The sequence below is a fragment of the Terriglobales bacterium genome (assembly GCA_035764005.1).
In the GTDB taxonomy this organism is placed as follows: Bacteria; Acidobacteriota; Terriglobia; order Terriglobales; family Acidobacteriaceae; genus Gp1-AA112.
This window is the reverse complement of record DASTZZ010000009.1, coordinates 21,876-39,190: the sequence shown is the minus strand read 5'-3', so window position 1 is coordinate 39,190 and position 17,315 is coordinate 21,876. Positions and strand designations below refer to the sequence as shown.

At 55.5% G+C, this 17,315-nt stretch carries 17 protein-coding genes; 9 read left to right on the top strand and 8 right to left on the bottom strand.

Annotated features, from left to right (window positions below; translation table 11 throughout):
- Together VFU50_01575 and rpsL are read right to left on the bottom strand one after the other, a co-directional pair.
- On the bottom strand, positions 1–226 hold a 226-nt coding region (locus VFU50_01575; protein ID HEU5231520.1), incomplete at its 3' end, for a 30S ribosomal protein S7.
- Between the two features lie 20 nt (positions 227–246).
- On the bottom strand, positions 247–621 hold the full coding sequence (gene rpsL / locus VFU50_01570) for a 30S ribosomal protein S12 (protein ID HEU5231519.1): 375 nt from the start codon (positions 619–621) through the stop codon (positions 247–249).
- Between the two features lie 488 nt (positions 622–1,109).
- Between rpsL and VFU50_01565 the strand changes: the two genes are divergently transcribed.
- The 5 genes from VFU50_01565 to VFU50_01545 all read left to right on the top strand — a co-directional run bounded on the left by VFU50_01565 (position 1,110) and on the right by VFU50_01545 (position 6,165).
- Positions 1,110–1,961, top strand: a complete 852-nt coding sequence (locus VFU50_01565; GenBank protein ID HEU5231518.1) for a hypothetical protein — start codon at positions 1,110–1,112, stop codon at positions 1,959–1,961.
- A 226-nt stretch (positions 1,962–2,187) separates the two neighbouring features.
- A complete protein-coding gene (locus VFU50_01560; protein HEU5231517.1) occupies positions 2,188–3,375 on the top strand; it encodes a glycosyltransferase family 4 protein in 1,188 nt (395 codons plus the stop codon).
- A 4-nt stretch (positions 3,376–3,379) separates the two neighbouring features.
- Positions 3,380–4,000, top strand: a complete 621-nt coding sequence (locus VFU50_01555; protein ID HEU5231516.1) for an acetyltransferase — start codon at positions 3,380–3,382, stop codon at positions 3,998–4,000.
- 108 nt (positions 4,001–4,108) lie between these two features.
- Entirely contained in the window at positions 4,109–5,374 is a 1,266-nt protein-coding gene (locus VFU50_01550) for a glycosyltransferase family 4 protein (GenBank protein HEU5231515.1), read from the top strand.
- Between the two features lie 8 nt (positions 5,375–5,382).
- Positions 5,383–6,165 (top strand): FkbM family methyltransferase, encoded by a 783-nt coding sequence (locus VFU50_01545; GenBank protein ID HEU5231514.1) that lies wholly within the window; start codon positions 5,383–5,385, stop codon positions 6,163–6,165.
- On the opposite strand, the gene VFU50_01540 is transcribed toward VFU50_01545, so the two are convergent.
- Positions 6,071–7,324 carry a glycosyltransferase family 4 protein gene (locus VFU50_01540; protein HEU5231513.1) on the bottom strand — a complete coding sequence of 418 codons (1,254 nt, stop codon included), beginning with the start codon at positions 7,322–7,324 and terminating at the stop codon, positions 6,071–6,073. The genes VFU50_01545 and VFU50_01540 overlap by 95 nt on opposite strands.
- Positions 7,324–8,679 (bottom strand): O-antigen polymerase, encoded by a 1,356-nt coding sequence (locus VFU50_01535; GenBank protein ID HEU5231512.1) that lies wholly within the window; start codon positions 8,677–8,679, stop codon positions 7,324–7,326. Before VFU50_01535 ends, VFU50_01540 begins: the two co-directional genes overlap by 1 nt.
- A 245-nt stretch (positions 8,680–8,924) precedes the next feature.
- On the opposite strand from VFU50_01535, the gene VFU50_01530 reads away from it, so the two are divergent.
- The 3 genes from VFU50_01530 (at position 8,925) to VFU50_01520 (ending at position 11,848) form a co-directional block, all read left to right on the top strand.
- Positions 8,925–9,698 carry a DUF5715 family protein gene (locus VFU50_01530; protein HEU5231511.1) on the top strand — a complete coding sequence of 258 codons (774 nt, stop codon included), beginning with the start codon at positions 8,925–8,927 and terminating at the stop codon, positions 9,696–9,698.
- Positions 9,699–9,786: 88 nt separating this feature from the next.
- Complete coding sequence (locus VFU50_01525) at positions 9,787–11,100, top strand: dipeptidase (GenBank protein ID HEU5231510.1); 1,314 nt, start codon at positions 9,787–9,789, stop codon at positions 11,098–11,100.
- A gap of 19 nt (positions 11,101–11,119) precedes the next feature.
- On the top strand, positions 11,120–11,848 hold the full coding sequence (locus tag VFU50_01520; protein HEU5231509.1) for a peptidylprolyl isomerase: 729 nt from the start codon (positions 11,120–11,122) through the stop codon (positions 11,846–11,848).
- A 37-nt stretch (positions 11,849–11,885) separates the two neighbouring features.
- On the opposite strand, the gene VFU50_01515 is transcribed toward VFU50_01520, so the two are convergent.
- The 3 genes from VFU50_01515 to VFU50_01505 all read right to left on the bottom strand — a co-directional run bounded on the left by VFU50_01515 (position 11,886) and on the right by VFU50_01505 (position 14,122).
- Positions 11,886–12,842 carry a small ribosomal subunit Rsm22 family protein gene (locus VFU50_01515; GenBank protein HEU5231508.1) on the bottom strand — a complete coding sequence of 319 codons (957 nt, stop codon included), beginning with the start codon at positions 12,840–12,842 and terminating at the stop codon, positions 11,886–11,888.
- Positions 12,843–12,910: 68 nt separating this feature from the next.
- Positions 12,911–13,354 (bottom strand): NUDIX hydrolase, encoded by a 444-nt coding sequence (locus tag VFU50_01510; protein ID HEU5231507.1) that lies wholly within the window; start codon positions 13,352–13,354, stop codon positions 12,911–12,913.
- A 123-nt stretch (positions 13,355–13,477) separates the two neighbouring features.
- Positions 13,478–14,122: a nitroreductase family protein gene (locus VFU50_01505; protein HEU5231506.1), complete on the bottom strand. Its 645-nt coding sequence runs from the start codon at positions 14,120–14,122 to the stop codon at positions 13,478–13,480.
- Between the two features lie 62 nt (positions 14,123–14,184).
- On the opposite strand from VFU50_01505, the gene VFU50_01500 reads away from it, so the two are divergent.
- A complete protein-coding gene (locus tag VFU50_01500; GenBank protein ID HEU5231505.1) occupies positions 14,185–14,337 on the top strand; it encodes a YHS domain-containing protein in 153 nt (50 codons plus the stop codon).
- 148 nt (positions 14,338–14,485) lie between these two features.
- Here VFU50_01500 and VFU50_01495 read toward each other — a convergent pair whose 3' ends face one another.
- The gene (locus tag VFU50_01495) at positions 14,486–17,266 is read right to left on the bottom strand and encodes a bifunctional YncE family protein/alkaline phosphatase family protein (GenBank protein ID HEU5231504.1); all 2,781 of its coding nucleotides are present in this window, start codon (positions 17,264–17,266) and stop codon (positions 14,486–14,488) included.
- Between the last annotated feature and the right edge of the window lie 49 nt (positions 17,267–17,315).

Below are 17,315 nucleotides of genomic sequence, written 5' to 3'. Positions count from 1 at the left end.
TGACTTCTAGGAGCGGCTTGCAGTTCTCGACCGCCTTCTTGAAGAGCTTCAGGGCTTCGTCCCCGCCCTTCTGTTCGAGGTTCTTCATCGACTCGTAGAAGATCGATTGAGCGGTGCTCTTCTTGCCTTCGTACATCATCGAGTTCACGAATTTGGTGACCAAAGTCGAGTTGTAGATCGGATCTGCTGCAACTTCGCGCTTTGCTATGTGTCCTTTACGCGGCATGTGTCTTCACCTTCAAAAACTTAGGCCTTCGGCCTCTTGGCTCCATATTTGGAGCGGCTCTGTTTACGGTTCGCAACGCCGACCGTATCCAGCGTTCCGCGAACTACGTGATAGCGCACGCCGGGAAGATCTTTCACGCGGCCGCCGCGGATTAGCACGATCGAGTGCTCCTGCAGGTTGTGGCCGATGCCTGGGATGTATGTCGTGACTTCTATCCCATTGGTCAGGCGAACACGGGCTACTTTGCGCAGCGCTGAGTTCGGCTTCTTGGGCGTCTGGGTGTAGACGCGCGTGCAAACGCCGCGCTTCTGCGGCGACTCCTGCAGTGCCGGGCTGGCCGTTTTGTATCGCGGCGCTGTCCGGCCTTTGCGCACAAGCTGATTAAATGTCGGCAAATTCCACTCCTCAGGGCTTTCCGAGGCATCCGCCCTCTGCTGGCGGTCTGCAATTCACACTTCCGCGCAGCCGAACGCGACTGCGCACAAACTTAGTTCTGGCTGACCACCACCGAGCGGGGTCATACTCTCGCACTAAAAGCGAGAAATTGAACGACCTAGGGTTGAATGCCGACGGTGTCGCCAAGGATAAAGACAGGCGATCCGTTTCGTCACTCCCGGCCCGCATATCCCTCTTGGGAGAGGGCAGCGCAGGCATCGTCAGCGAGGAAGCCTCTGGCAGGTTGACCAGAGAACCGATTCGAACTAAAGCTCTACCGCTCTAGAAGAACTAAACTGACTCGCAGAACCATTCGAATATAACAAGCGGAGAACAAGGGCGTCAAATGGCGGAATCTCGACCCTGAACCGCGACTTCCCACCAGACTCTCGCGTCTAACCTATATATGCTCATCCCAAATCCTGGCCTTACAACTAGAGGTCGAGGAGTGTCTTCGTACGTCCGTCCCTCTTTATTCCAGCTCTTCCAGCTACTCTGCCTTGTAGCTATTAGTTCTCTGGGCATACTGCCGGCGCACGCTCAGCGAGGCGAAGGCGCCCTCGTAAAGACGCAGCCGAACGGCATCAGCGTGCAGGACATCATTAGCCGCTTTGCCGAGAAGGAAAAGCAGTTCCAGATGGCCCGCGAGCGCTACACCTACAAGCAATCCAATATCATCCAGACCCTCGACGGCGACACCGCCGACGGCGAGTACCGCCAGGATTGGTCAATTAATTTCGACAACCAGGGCAGGCGCACCATTACCGTGGACTACGCTCCAGCCGACACGCTCACGCGCATCTCGATGACCAGCGAAGATCTGAACGACATGCAGAACGTGATGCCCTTCGTTCTCACCACGGAGGAGATTCCCGACTACAACATTCTTTATCTGGGACAGCAGAAAGAAGATGAGCTGAACACTTATGTCTTCGACATTTCTCCCAAGCAAATCGACAAGAAACATCGACGCTTCGAAGGACGCATCTGGGTGGACAACCAGGACTTCCAGATCGTGAAGACCTACGGCAAATCGGTCCCCGACATCCACAGCGGTAGCCAGGAGAATCTGTTTCCGCGCTTCACCACCTATCGCGAGCAGATCGACAACGTCTACTGGTTCCCGACCTACACCAGCGCCGACGACACGCTTCACTTCAAGAGTGGCGACGTACGCATTCGCGTGATCATCAAGTACACGGATTACAAACGCTTCGGCTCTGAATCAACGATCATCTTCGACGGCCAGAAATTGCCGAATGCCACTCCGCAGTCTCAGCCGCCTCAGCAGCCGAAATAAAAGGGATTTTGAACACGGAGGGCACCCGAAACACGAAGGGGTGTTGGTGTGTCCTTTCAGTTAATGAATGCTGCCAGCTTTCGGGGCCATTCATGACGTCTTCTGAATAGTTGGTTGTTGATTCCGAGAGTGGCTGAGACCACGCATCCAAGAATGCTCTGTGACCTCCGTGACCTCCGTGTTCATTTCCGCGAAGCGGGCGTACACGTGATATTTTGTGTGCGTCGTGAGCGCTCCTCGATTCGTCTGTGTCACCAACATTCCGACTCCGTACCGGCTGTTTCAGTTCCGGCTCATGCATGGGCAACTTGCTGCGAGGACTTGGGACTTTCAAGTCTGGTTCATGGCTCCGTCAGAGCCAAATCGAAATTGGACATTCCAAGAGTCTGATTTCGATTTCCCGCACCTCTTCTTGCGCGGCGTGCATTGGAATGCGGCGAGTTCATCCTGCCATTTCAATCGCGAAGTCGTCTCTGTCATCCGCCGCACACGGCCTGAGGTTTTGCTGGTTGCGGGATCTTGGACGACACCAACCGTCTGGCTGACAGGAATGAGCAACAAATCAAAGATAAAAATCTTCTGGTCTGAATCACATCTTGCATCCATTCAACACAATGGCCGGATTTCTAGCCTGCTGCGCCGATTTGTCCTTGGACGTTTCAGCGAATTTGCGGTTCCGGGAATGCTTGCCAGGGAATATGTCGAGGCGTACGCACGGCCTGCGCGAATCCACAGTCTTCCCAATTTGGTCGATCCGCGGTTCTTTCGCGATCGCGTCGCGACGCTTCGGCAAACGCATCCATTGCAAGCGGGCCGGGGCCAGCGAACTCTTCTTCTCGTTGCGAGACTCGCACCGGAAAAGGGGATTCTGCAGTTTTTGCGCGGCATTCGGCTCCTGAAGAAAGATGAGCGCTCGCGATTGCGCATCGTCATTGCCGGAGACGGGCCGCAGAGGCGATTAATACAGGAACAGGCGCTTGATCTAGGGATCACGCTCTTGGGACACAAAGACCAGCGCGAACTCCTCAATTTGTACGCCGAAGCCGATGGGTTTTGTCTGCCATCGCTGTCGGATCCAAATCCGCTGGCGGTGATCGAAGCGCTTTGGGGCGGGCTGCCCTTGCTGCTGTCGTCGCGAGTTGGGAATCATCCCGAATGCCTAGTTCCTGAGCAGAACGGATTCCGGTTCGACCCACTCTCGCCGGAATCGATCGCGGGAGCAGTTTCAAAATGGCTTTTGCTCAGTCGACGAGAGTTGAATCATTTCGGGAATCGTTCGTTGGATATTGCTGAACGTGAGTTCAGTCCCGAAGCAGCGATTAGCCGGCTCCTAGATGAAGTACTTCCAAATCCAATCGCATCTATTGCTGACGATACGGATGGAAAACTGAGCTGTCGGCAAGCAGCGAGTTGACGCTATGGGCGAACCGCTCGTGGTTTATGGTGCAGGAGGACACGGCAAAGTCGTCGCTGAGATTCTGCTCGCAGGTGGGCAGCAGATTGCAGGCTTTCTCGACGATAATCCGGCGCTCAGCGGTTCACGTGTGCTGGATTTTCCCGTCTTCGGTGCTGCTGAATGGTTGGAGAAGAATGCATCCGCAAGGGTGGCGCTCGGGATCGGCAACAATTCGCAACGCGAACGCGCGGCTCAGCAGATAACAAGGTTCGGCTGCAAGCTGATCACCGCCATTCATTCAAGTGCCACCATCGCTCGCAGCGCAAGGGTCGGCTGTGGCGTCGTGATCATGGCGTCAGCAGTGCTAAATTCGGAGTGCCACATTGGTGATGGTGTAATCATCAACACCGGCGCGATCGTCGAACATGATGTGAAAATCAATCGGTATGCACATCTCGCACCGCGCTGCGTCACGGGCGGTGGTGTGGAGATTAGCGACTTCGCCCAAATTGGGATTGGCGCAGTTGTGCTTCCCGGGAAGCGCATTGGCGCGCATGCAGTGATTGGAGCAGGAGCGGTAGTAACTGATGACATTCCCCCCAACGTGGTCGTCTCTGGTGTCCCTGCTCGAGCGCATTCGTAAACAGCGCAGCACATGAAGCCGAAACGCTTTGGAAGTGCTTTGCCGAAGGCACGTTATGCGCATATGATCTCGGCCATTCACCGCAGTGTGTCGCAAACCTGAGCTTCAGTGCATATCTGCTACATCGCCGACGCGCGCAGTCCGATCGCGAAGAGCTGGATCTCGTACTTCGTCGGGAAGGACTACCGAATCACTGTAATCAGTTCATATCCGTGTAGCGATCACGAGATACCGGGAGCGACTACCATTCAGTTTCCTCTGGTGTGGACTAAGTGGACGAATAGTGGACTGAATGGACAGACTTCGTCGAGGCGACCTGCAATGCGGGTGCCTACTCTGCCCGTAAGCTTGCAGATGCACCTGCGAGCCTGGTCGGCGCCTCTGAGCATACGTTTACGATCAGCGGCTCTGGCACGGGTCATTTCTGAACTCAAGCCCGATCTTGTACACGCGTTGCGCTTGCCCTATGAAGGGCTGTTCGCGGCTGGAGCGGTCAGCTCTGCGCCGCTGCTCATTTCCGTTTGGGGAAATGACCTCACGTTGTTCGCGGAACGCTATCGGCGGCTAGGTAAGCTCACTGATGCTGCTCTGCGGCGCGCTGACGGACTGCACTGCGATTGTGAACGCGATCGCAAGCTCGCAATAGCCGGCGGGTTTTCCGAGCAGAAACCAATTGCAGTCCTGCCCGGCAATGGAGGGATAGATACCGGCTTCTATTTCCGTCTGCAGCGAGAACCAAGTGTTCTAATGCGCTTCAGAATTCCAGGCAATCGGCAATTGGTAATCAATCCACGGGGCATTCGTGCCTACGTACGCAATGAGACCTTCTTCAAGGCTATCCCCCTGGTACTGCGGCAAGTACCGGATGCTTTCTTCATCGCTCCTGGCATGCAGGGAAACAAAACCGCTGAGCGGTGGGTGAGAAGCATGGGAATCTCGGACTCGGTGCTCCTGCTCCCCGTTTTGGAAAAGGAAGACCTTGCTCGGCTGTTTGCCGCGTCGGAAGTAATGGTTTCGCCGAGCTCGCACGACGGCACTCCGAATTCGTTACTAGAATCGATGGCGTGCGGATGCCTTCCGGTGGTGGGCGGCGTTGAGTCGGTCAAAGAATGGATTACTCACGAACAGAACGGGCTGTTCTGCGATGAGAGCAGTCCAGAATCCCTTGCAGCTGCAATGGTCCGCGCATTGAATGATACGGAACTGAAAAGGCATGCAGCATGTGCAAATCGCGATTTGATCCAGGCCAGGGCCGACCGAAGCAAGGTGATGGCGCAGGCCGAAAAGTTGTACGAGCAGGTTGTTCATCGACACGTTCGCGGATCTGCTTGGAAGCCGCGGGGGAGGAACGCATTGGCCGTTGGCGCCCACTAAAAATGCGCGTGCTCCAATCTTTAAAGACCCGCGTGGCCCACGTGACTGAGCTGAAACCAGTCGGGATCGCAATCGGCAAACTTTTTGACGAGCGAATACCGTCGCGAGGATTGCGCATCCACAGCAACGGCCTCGCTCCTGAGGTCAAATCGCAACTCCTGTTTCGCACCTACGAAAGCGCCGAGATTCGGGCGGTATGTCGGCACCTCCGCAGTGACCTTGATGTGATCGAACTAGGCGCCAGCATTGGCGTTCTCTCTTGCCATATTCGCCGCAAGCTCGCGATCGATCGTCATCTTTACGCTATCGAGCCTGATCCTGACCTCGTGAAATTGTTCGAGCAAAACCTGAAAATCAATGGAATCAATTGCGGAGTAACAATTCTGAATCGCGCAATCTCGAATATCTCAGGTGAGCAGAGTTTCGTGCGAGGCAATACGAATCTGAGTGGACACACACCTCAGGTATGCCACGGAGGGTCGCTAACAGTCGAAGGCACGACTATGAGCGACTTGATTGCTCACCTTGGTGTTGGGGAATATGCGCTGGTCTGCGATATCGAAGGGCTCGAGATAGAGCTCCTCGCTGAAGAATTCGAGGCCTTTAGAAACTGCGAGCAAATCATAGTCGAGCTACACCAGCGTGAATACAGCGACTCCGAACGCCTGATTCAGCAACTACAACATGCGCATCGGTTCAGCTTGCAGGCTCGATACGGAAGCGTTTACGTTCTAACGCGTTCTGCTCGTGTAGAGAAACAATACGTTCGAGCAGGTCGGCAAACTGCTTAGCCTGGACGGCGCGGTTGAAGTGAATTTCAACGTACGATCGTGCTTTGAGTCCCATTTCGGTTCTCAACAGCGGGGATTGTCGCAATCGCAGGAGCGCTTCTGCGAGTGCACTAGTATCTCCCGGATTGACACAGAGCCCTCCTCCTGAGGCTTGGATGACTTCCCGAATCGGACCCTCGATCGCGAGCACTGTAGGCCTGCCGGCTGCCATGTAGTCGAATATCTTATTCGGATATGTGACCTGCAACGAGGAGACATTCGCGAGTGTAGCAACACAGACATCCGCGGCAGCCAGAATTCCAGGCATGCGTGTCTTCGGCTGTGCCGGCACGAACAGCACGTTTGCTAAGCCAAGATCTCGTGCCATTTGCTGCAAGTTGGATCTGTGTTTGCCGTCACCAACAATCACGAAGTTGAGATCGGATTCATGTCGCAGGAGGGAAGCGGCCTCTAAAAGAGATTCAGCTCCGTTTGCCAATCCGAGCGCGCCGGTGTACATCACGACAAAGCTGTTGGCCAAGCCGTACGCTGCTCGAAACTCCTCGCCTTTATCGTCTGGATTGAACGCGGATGGATCGACACCATTCGCGACCAGGACGATCTTCGATTGCGGAACACCCTGTTGCTGTAAGTAGCTTGTATACCCTGGGGAATTCACAACGATTGCGCTGGCAAATCGATATAAAAGCTTTTCCGAACTTTTGGTGGCGCCAATGAGCAACGGATTGCGCAAAAGGCCGAGTGCAATTGCAAATTCAGGCCAGAGATCGCGCACCTCCAGCACAAACGGTTTCTTGCGAAGCAGCGCAACACAGAGCGCAGGAAAACACTGAGATATCGGAGGAGAAGTTCCCAAAACGATGTCGTGCGGTCCCGAGCGCACTGCCACAAAAAAGGAAGTGATGGCAAAACTGAGGAAGGCTAACAGTCGCTGAACGTATCTTTTGTGCAGATCGCCCAACGTTGATGCGAAAAGGAGTCGCATGCCGGCTGGATAAATGCAATGGTCCTTCGCAGTGCCGGTCAGGTAACTGTACCGGCTTGTCACAATTGTGACTTCGTGTCCTTGAGCCGCCAGTCTCAACGCGATCTCGTAATGGCGCGTTCCGCCGGGATCATTCGGGCCGCAGAAAGCTTGATGAATGAGCAGAATTCGCATTAGCTCACCCTCTGCTCCGTAACACCTGCTCGCACACGCGGAGTTTGCAGGAGAGGACTCGATCGAACCACGCGCGCGGGATAGACGAAATGCAAGAGGACGATTGCCATGAGCGGCATCATGTTAATCGCGACAAAGACAAACAACGAGATGAGCCCGTCCCGGAAGACCTGAATCAGGTTGCAGGCCACAAGTAGATATGCGAATCGCGCGAGGGTGAAGTAGCTCCTTCGATATGCTGCGTCGAATGCTCGTCCCAACAGATAAGCAGTCGCGAACGAGAGCAGGATCACTCCCGGATACCAGAAGTTCAAATAAAATTCGCCGAGCATGGTCACAACCATGCCGTCCGCCGCGATGGGTCTCGCGGCGGTTGAGATTTCTTTTTCAAAATCTGCGAGACCCGGCTTTTCTGGCCACCACTGTCGGGGGACAGCAACCGTGAGTATCCCTGAGTAGGTTCTTCCCCAAAAGAGCTTTCCGTGCTGATCAGCAAGGGTGAGCGTGCTCGCGAGTTCATCCAGAATCATCTCGTCGGGATGAGTTCCGCGAAAAACATTCGCAATCTGGCGTTGGGTGCTCTGCCAAAGCGCAGCAGGTTCGGCTCCGGCCTGCAAACCTTGTCCAATTCCCTTTAAGGGAAAAAAGAGGACCGCGCACGCCAGAAGCGCTATACATGCCCTCGTTGATGGCCATCTCTTGCCCTGACGATCGACATAGATCTGCACTAGCAGGATCAAGGGAATAAGTAAGCGAAAACGGAAGTTGCCCTGGTAACCAGCCAGCACAAGATAGGCTACAAACGGCGCAGTCAGCACCATTTTGAAACCGCCAGAGTAGATCAGCGCCAGCAAACCGAGTCCGACCCACGACTCTGCGACCACAGCCCAACTTGAATCTGCCCACCTTGCCGCAAACGCGGGAGCCTCAAGCCCGGGAACCCTACTCCACAGGAGCATGGCGATTGTGCCGAGGGGGATCGCAAACGCGGCGACCAGTCGAATGAGGTCGCGCCTTAGCGGCATCGGCTCGAAGTGGAACGGAGACTCGCCTCGTGCATTTCGGTGTGCCGCGAGAATCCATGCACCAGTCATGGCGATTAGAGCGGCGTCCGCCAGGAGCACGGCGCGAGCGATTTCATTTGCGTCTACAGGATCGCCTCCCGGCCGGGAGAACAGCGTCGGGGCGCCATTGAGAATGGCGAGAGCGCGACCTGTGACAAACCAGCCGTGAAAGATGACATACGGCGTCGCAGGATGCGTCGCCGACAACCGGGCGAAGACCACCAATGCGATGACGCAGACCGCCCAGATCGATATGTCCAGCAGCACCGTGTTGAAGAGCGGAATCGGCAAGAATTGAGAGGGAAAAGCGCTCGGCAGGATAGCACACCGGTGTGTTCCACAACGTATGTTGTTGAATCTGCTTACACAGGAGCTTTACTGCGCAAAGCAAGGCACGAAAGTCCACTGGCCGAATTCACCTACAGATGCAAATTGTTGTTACTAAAGAGGGAACCAGATAAATACCCAGTTGCATCTTAGGTACAATCCAGAGAAGCTGTAGCTGAACTCTGGAGAACTCAGGGACCTAGGGACAAATGCGCCGTTTCTATCTCATTCTGCTCTCGGCCATGATTGCGGTGTCGGCCCAGGCTAGCGTGCACAATGTGCCGCGCCGGTCGACCACGCGTCACCTTTCTTCTTCACACCGCCATCGCCGGCACGCGCATCTGCGCCGGCTGCGCTACTACGGGCCGCCGGTTGCGCCGGAGTTGCGCGGATCGCGCGATTCGCTGCTCAAACAGAATCTTGAAATCGATCAGGCGGGGTTGCAGCGGATCGAAGATGATGAGCAGCTGCAGCAGCTTGAAGAACGCGGCGTACTGGTTCGGCTCGAAGATACGCAATACGTAACCATCAGTCCTTCGCTGAAGGATACGCGTCGCTATGCGCGTCCGTGGACGGCGCAGTTCGTCGATGACATGGGCCGAGAGTTCTACGAAAAGTTCCACAAGCCGATCGAGGTGAACTCAGCCGTACGCACCATGGAGCAACAGCGCAAGCTGATGCGGCACAACCACAATGCCGCTCCGGCTGAGGGCGAAGTGGCTTCCTCGCACCTTGCCGGCACTACGGTTGACATCGCCAAACGCGGACTGACTCGCAAGCAGCACAAATGGATCGCCGATTATCTTGCAAATCTGAAGCAGCAAGATGTGATTGAGCCGGAAGAAGAGCGCCGTCAGGCTTGCTTCCACGTGATGGTTTCGCAGCGGTATCCGTATCCTGTTGCGATTCAGACCAAGGCTACGGTTACGCCCGAGCCGGCTCCGGAAGCGCCAGTGCTTCCGCCGCTTCCTCCGACACAATAGCTCAGCCTAGAAAATTCCGTCGTGTAGAATCCGAGAAGGCCGCGTAAGCGGCCTTTCATTTCATCTTATCGAGGATTCACAAACGACGATGCTGCCACGGATTCTGCTGTGTGCGGTGGTTAGCTTCTTCACTTCATCTTCATTGCTTATGGCTCAGGCAAAACCGTCAAAAAAGACGGGCAAGTCTTCTTCCGCTTCCGCGTTAGCCAGACAAATTAACAACTCAGCTCTCATCATCGACACTCACGCTGACACGACGCAGCGCCTGCTCGATGAAAACTTCGACATGGCCAATCCTCCGGCTGGCGATAAAGGCAACTTGGATTTCGCCAAGGCTAAAGCGGGAAATCTTGGAGCAGAGTTCTTCTCGATATGGGTCGAGCCTACTGAATTCAAAGGACAGTATGCCCACCGCACGCTCGATCTGATCGACGCTGTTTATCAGCAGGCGGCGAAGCATCCGGACAAGATGGTAATGGTGTTCACCACGACCGGACTTGAGTTCGCGCACCGCGAGCACAAGCTTGCCGCGCTGATGGGCATCGAGGGCGGGCACTCGATCGAGAACGATATCCGACTATTGCGCGATTACTACCATCTAGGCGTCCGCTATATGACGCTCACCTGGTCAAATACGAATGAATGGGCGGATTCTTCGGGCGATATCGACGATCCTTCGGTTCAGCACCACAACGGGCTGACCGACTTCGGCAAGGACGTTGTGCGCGAAATGAACCGCTTGGGAATGATCGTCGACATTTCGCATGTGTCGGATAAAACGTTCTATGACACGCTGCTCGTGAGCCGTGCTCCGGTGATCGCTTCGCACTCGTCGGCACGCGCACTAACGAATCATCCTCGCAACATGACAGACGACATGCTGCGCGCGATCGCCCGCCAGGGCGGCGTGGTGATGGTCAACTACTACTCGGCTTTTGTGGATGAGAACTGGCGCAAGGCTTACGAAGCCCAGGCAAAGGACCGCAAGGCTGCCATCGATGCCGTCGAAGAAAAATACAAAGACGCCGATCCGGTTACCCGGTATTGGGAAAGCGATAAGGTCGCGAAGGAATGGGCGGCGAAGATCCCGCGTCCACCCTTCGACGACATCACCGATCACATCGATCACATCGCCAAAGTTGCGGGAATCGATCACGTGGGATTGGGTTCGGATTTCGACGGCACGCCATCGATGCCCGAAGGAATGGACTCCGCGGCCGACCTGCCCAAGATCACCGAAGGCCTGCTTAAACGCGGATATACGGCAGCGCAGATTCGCAAGATTCTGGGCGGAAATTTCATGCGCGTCTTCCGCCAGGTTGAACAGGTCAGCAAACAGATGCGCGCTCAGAAGTCGCAGCAGCGAGCGTCAGCAGCTCGACACATGAGTTCAGCGCATTAAAGCTAAGCACGAGGAGAACATGACAGCTCGTCTCATTTTCTTGTTTTGCATTCTGCCTTCTTTTGTCTTTGCCCAGACCGCGCAATCGAAGTCGGCGACAACGCATCGCACGACTCACGCCAACAGCACTGCCCAGCAGGCAGCGCCTGCGGCAAATCCCAAAGCCATCATTCACACTACCGCCGGCGATCTTACTTGCGAGCTGTTCCCAAAACAGGCTCCAAAGACGGTCGAGAACTTCATCGGCCTGGCCACGGGCACGAGGGACTGGACTAATCCCGAAACGCACAAGAAGGAACACGGTGTCCCGCTATACAACGGCACCATCTTCCATCGCGTGATTCCGAATTTCATGATTCAGGGTGGTGATCCGGAGGGAACGGGAGAAGGCGGTCCTGGCTACAGCTTTGAGGATGAGATCTCGCCTGACCTCAACTTCGATGTTCCCGGTCGCCTCGCGATGGCCAACTCCGGACCGAACACGAATGGATCGCAGTTCTTCATCACGGAAGTTCCCACACCACATCTGAACGGACATCACACGATCTTCGGCCAATGCACTCCGGAGAGCGTAGAACTCGTGAAGCAGATTGCGCGCAAGGCGACCGATCCTCGCGATAACCGTCCCTATGATCCGGCGAAGATTACCAAAATCGACATCACAGGGCTGGCAAAGCCCAAAGCGCGACCGCGGAAACCCGCAGCAGCAGCGCATCGCATACCGCCGAAAACAAGCACGCCGAAATAGGAATCGAGCAGAAGTAGAGACGCATCGTACTGCGTCTCTACAAAGTCTCGCCCCATTCCGCCTTCTTCGCTGTCTTGTAGCGCTCGCCTTGCTTGCGCGAAATCGTTTCCCGTTTCAGTCCTTCCGCAGTGCAGAGTTCGAATTCGGCATGACCGGGGTGCTTTCGTGGGTGCCGCAGAATTCTTGCGGCGGGTAATACGACGGGCTCACGCGAGAAAATCAGGTACGAATACTTCTCGTCTTCGTATCCGCGTTCCCCTCCCTTTGCTCTTCGGTGTTCGGAGGTGCGCTCCAGACGCTCAGAGAAGTGGCACCAGTCTCCGGCCGCAATCGGGCAGTCGTTTGCGTGAGGGCATGGCGCCGCTATATAGCCTCCTGCAGCAATTAACTCCTGACGAAGGCTGCGGATATTGGCAAATCCCTCCGGCGTGCCTGGCTCGATAATCACAAGCAATTTCTTCGTGCATTGCCATGCCGCCAGTGCGACTCTGGTCCGGTCCTGCACCGGAATTTCATTCATCAAGTACGACGCAATCACGAAGTCGAACGACTCCAGTGAAAATTCGCGAGTGACGCTTCCCTGCCGCCAATCGGCATTACGAATCGCGCTATTTCCCGAGCTGGAACTTAATCGTCTGCCCATCTCGACCCATCCAGCCGAATCTTCTATCAAAAGAATTCGCGCGAGATCAGGAAATTGCTCTGCTGCGGCCCACATTGCTGCCCCAGGACCAGCGCCCAAGTCGATCATACTTTCAACGCGCAATCCTGGAACGCGGAGTTGTGCTTCGCGAATCACACGCGCGATCACCGCATAAGTTGCCGGCAAGCGGGCCGCAAGATACGCAGTGCGATGCATAGCGGTGAGCTGCGGGCGCGATCGCGTCTTCGCACGATATTGCGAGCTAAGCTCGGCCACAGTGCGTGCGAGATCTCCACGCGGAATTTCTGCGTTCAATGCGGCGATTGCGGCTGCGAGTTCAGGAGGAAGCATGCAAGAAGCTTCGGAGCTGCGAAGCCACGAAGCCAGATTATCAACAAGGAACGAGGAGAGAACCGAGTTTATAGTTCCGATTTGTTTGCTGCGGAATCAACAGCTTTGCGAATTACTGCGCATGTCTCTGGCGCTACGGAGAGCAATTCCAGTTCATCCAAAGTCACCCAGCGCACCTCGCTCACATCGGAGCCGGCGTACGCCTCTCCGCTGGCCACGCAGCATCGGTAATCCAGGAGCACGTAGTGATATTGCACACGAGACTGATTGTCCCGAAGAATGCGTTCGAATACTTCCACCAATGCGGCCACTTCAACCCGCAACGCGGTCTCTTCGAGTACCTCACGAACAATCGCATCCCGAGTAGTCTCTCCCGTTTCCACCAAGCCGCCGGGAATAGACCATTCGCCCTGAAGGGGAGGATTTGCCCGGCGAACGAGTAATACCCGATTGTCATGAATGACGATAGCGCCAACACCAAGAAATGGGCGGTCAGGATAATCGCGGCGCATGAAACAACCTTCTAAGCTGCTGAGCTCTTGAGCTTCTAAGCCAAGGCGTTGTCCGACACAGTGAATCGACTGTTGGCTTCGCAGCTTAGGAGCTTCAATTTCGTGCGAGTGGCCTGCGAAATCTTACAACCTGAATGGATTTCCGAATCGTTCTGCAAACAACACGCGATCGCTTGGAAATCTTCCACCGTAGCGTTTGTCTTCGCCATCGCGGTGACCGATTGCGAGCAGGCAGACGACTTCCATGTCGGCCGGAGCGTAAACTGTATCGCGAACTTCCTGATCCTTGAAGCCTTCCATCAGCGCAGTGTCATAGCCAAGCGCCTCGGCCATCAGCATCATCGTAGTGAGCGCGATCATCACCTGACGGTTGAGCCACATAGGCAGATTTTCGTGCTGGCTCAGGTAATCGTGGATTAGTTGCCTTGTCTGACCGGATTTTGAGGGATGGGCATATCCATATTCGGAGCCGATGCGGATCATTTCATCGAGATCGCCCTGCCGCCATCCATCGGGATCGCCCAACGCAACAATGACCACCGGTGCCTGCTCGATCTTGGGTTGATTGTGCGCGGCGGCGCGAAGGTTTCTGCGAACCTCCGCATCACGGACTACGACGAATCGCCACGGCTGGAGATTGTAGCCGCTGGGTGATTCTAGTCCTGCGATCAGGATCTTTTTCAGATCCTCTTCCCGCACCGGTGTTTCGGCAAAACGAGGGGTGGAGCGGCGCTCCGCGACCACGGCACTGATGGTCTTCTCTGACACTTTGTTTCTCCGCGGGCAGCCTACTGCTCCCTGCTGCCCTTCCAATCTGTTCGGAGGATACTATGCAACGAGATCCTGTTTGCAACATGCGGATCGATGAGAAGAACGCCGCAGCCAAGGTGAATCACAACGGCAAAGATTATTACTTCTGCTCGCAGCAATGCGCGGATAAGTTCCGCAGCAATCCCCAGCAATACGCGGAAGCCGTCGCATAGCGGAACAAAAACAGAACCGCCGGCGGTAGCCGGTGGGTCGAAGATCGCCGAAAGGCGAACTTCGAATGCGACGATACTGCCAGCGGTTGCACGGAGCAGCCGCAACACACGCGCTATTCCCGCCTACCGGCGGCGGTTCTGTTAAGCACTATTTGAATTCAGCGCCGGGCGTATGCGGGATGGGACGATCTCCCATGCGATTGCGCCAGAGAATCGCGTTCAGGACACCTGCGTCGGCAGCATCCGCATGCGAAAAATCAAGCTCCGCTGACTTCTTAGCGTCAGCTCCTTTCGGAGGATTCATTTTGTAGATCAGTCGGTTATCGCGATTGCGCGTATCCGCGCTGTAGGGCGGCTGATCGCCTTCACCGGAAAACATCGCAGCCATCACTGCGGCGCGGGCATCGTTGTTGTTCATTGGTGGCGCGCCGAGCAGGGCTTCCATGGTGTGGACCATGTTTACCGTGGTGTAGAACGTGTGATCGACAAACGGCTTTCCTTGCGGACCGTGGGGCGAGAATCGGCTGATTGCCCACGCGATGCTGCGATGAGCGTCTACGTGGTCGGCGCCGTTTTGCGCATCATCTTCCAATATGAAGATCGCCGTATCCTGCCAGTAAGCACTGTGGGAAACCGCCTCAACTACTCTGCCAACGGCGAGATCGTTGTCGGCGACAGCAGCGGGAGGAGTAGCAATTCCCGGTCTGGTACCTGATGTGTGATCGTCAGGCAGCCGAAGCAGGATGAATTGGGGCATCGTGTCCTGTCCGGCGCTTCGCTTACTCACGAACTGCTCGAATTCATTCAGGAATTCATCCGCGCGAAGCTGATCTGGGAAATTTAGATTGAAGTCCGGATACCGCGGATCGAAGTGGCCTTCCAACTCCGGTTTGGTCGCGATGTTCTGCTGCACCATCGGAATCGCCCAGGGCCAGGGACTCGGGGATCCGTGTGGCTGGCCAAGGTAGTCTGGCAGCGGTTCTCCGAACTTGATTGAATTTCGCGTGCACGCGCCGCCCTGCTGCAGTGGTGTCCCGGTTTGCGGCATCTCTTCGGTTTGCTTCTGACTGCAAAACTTTGTCGAAATGAATTCGCCGTAGTGTCGATAGGTTATGCCATGCCGGGCGAAGTTGCCCCAGAGGTATCCGGTAGCTGGTTCATTGACATCGGGGATGTGTTCCCGAATGGGATAGCGCTCGTTGACAACTCCTTCGTAGTCATATGTGCGCTCCTTGCCGCGATAGCCGATCTCCCAGGTTTGCTCGGTGTAATCGCTGGAGATCGCGGCGTTGGACCAGACATGCCCGTCGCCCGAAACTTCGCCGCTGTCATAAAAGTTGTCCAGCACGCCGAACTGGCGCGCGAGCTTGTGCTCGTTTGGACTTACATCTTCGCCAAACATGGTTAGCGAAGGATCTCCGTCCCCGACGCCCAGATCACCGAGCACCTGGTCATAGCTGCGGTTCTCTTTGATGATGTAAATCACGTGCTTAATGGGATTGCCGCCACCGGTAAAGGCAATCTGGTCGGCGTTGCCGCGCATGAGATTGCTGGCTTCCACCTCTTGAGTCCAATCAGGAAGACGTGCATCGACATCGTTCAACTTCACTCGCGCGATCGATCCATGAAGCAAGCTCGCGATGTAGCTGGTGCGTTCCTTTCCGTTTACCTTTCCCGTAAGACCCTTGTTTGGGCCGGTGCTCTGGCCCTTTCCAGTAGCGATGAACAGCTCTCCATCGTGAACAGCCAACGCTGTCGGATACCACTCGGTAGGAATAAAGCCGCGAGGTTTCGAATTCGATTCAGGGCTGTCGAAGACAGCTATGGCGTCGGAGCTCGCATTTGCGACAAATAAACGCTGTCCATCGGGAGTGAGAGCGAGGGCGATGGGGAAATTGCCCCCATACTGTTGGTCAGGAAGTTTGGTGTTGAGATATGACACTTCCCTGCTGTCACGGTTGATGACAGCTACTTCATCCGTATTGGCGAGCGCAACATAGAGGCGCTTCTCGTCGGGGCTGAGCAGCAGTGCCGTGGGGTGCGAACCCGCCGCTTCCAAGTTACTCGGAAGATGCAATTCGAACATGTGGCGCACAGAGCCTTGTGTCAGATCGATCTCCGCCACTCGCGAAGCGTTCCAAAGGCTTACGTATCCTGTGCTTCCGTCTTTCGTCGTCTTTGCCGCGAATGGATATGAGCCCGGCACAGCACTGTAAACAGCAAGGTCAACGGTCTTCGTGACCTTTTTGCTTTTTACATCGACAATCTCGGCCGAATCCGAGAGATTATCGGCGACGAGGAGCATCTCCTTCCCGTTCTGCCGGAAGGCGCAGATGCCGCTCGGATATGGAACCGTGAATCCAGGACCCTTGCTCGGCTCTTCGTCAGGATCGTCAGGCATTGCCTTCGGCTGCGCGGGTCGGTTCGAGGCAGGAAAGCGAATGAATCCTGCTGTCTCTACTTTTCCCTTCGAGAACTTATATACGGCAACTCCACTGCCTGTACTCCCGGAGCTCTTGCCCGAAGGATCGCTCATAGAGCTCATGCTGGCGTAGAGCTCTTTTCCATTGTTGCTGAATGCAAGTCCGTAGAAAAAAGATTGACGCGCCCTGCGTTCAAGGCGCTTGTCAGGGAAATCGGTCAATTCATTTTTGGCGATATCCAACACCGCGATCGATTGGCTGTAATCGGAATCAAACGTGCCATATCCATCATTGAGCAGCGCGAGGTACTTTCCATCCGGAGAAAGCGCCGTTGCGGTGGGGAAGCTGTTGGTCCGTTGCGGATTGCCGGGAAGGGGCCCCAGCAGCAGCTTGCTGCTCGGCAGTCCGACTCTGCCATTTTTGTCGGTTGAACCGTGAAGGATACGGAAACCTAGAAAAAATCCACCTGTGAGCACGAGAAGGAAACCAGCCAGCGTACGTTTCATAAGCAGCGATGGTAATGGCTTGCGAGTTGTAAATGAAGGAATTTTCGTT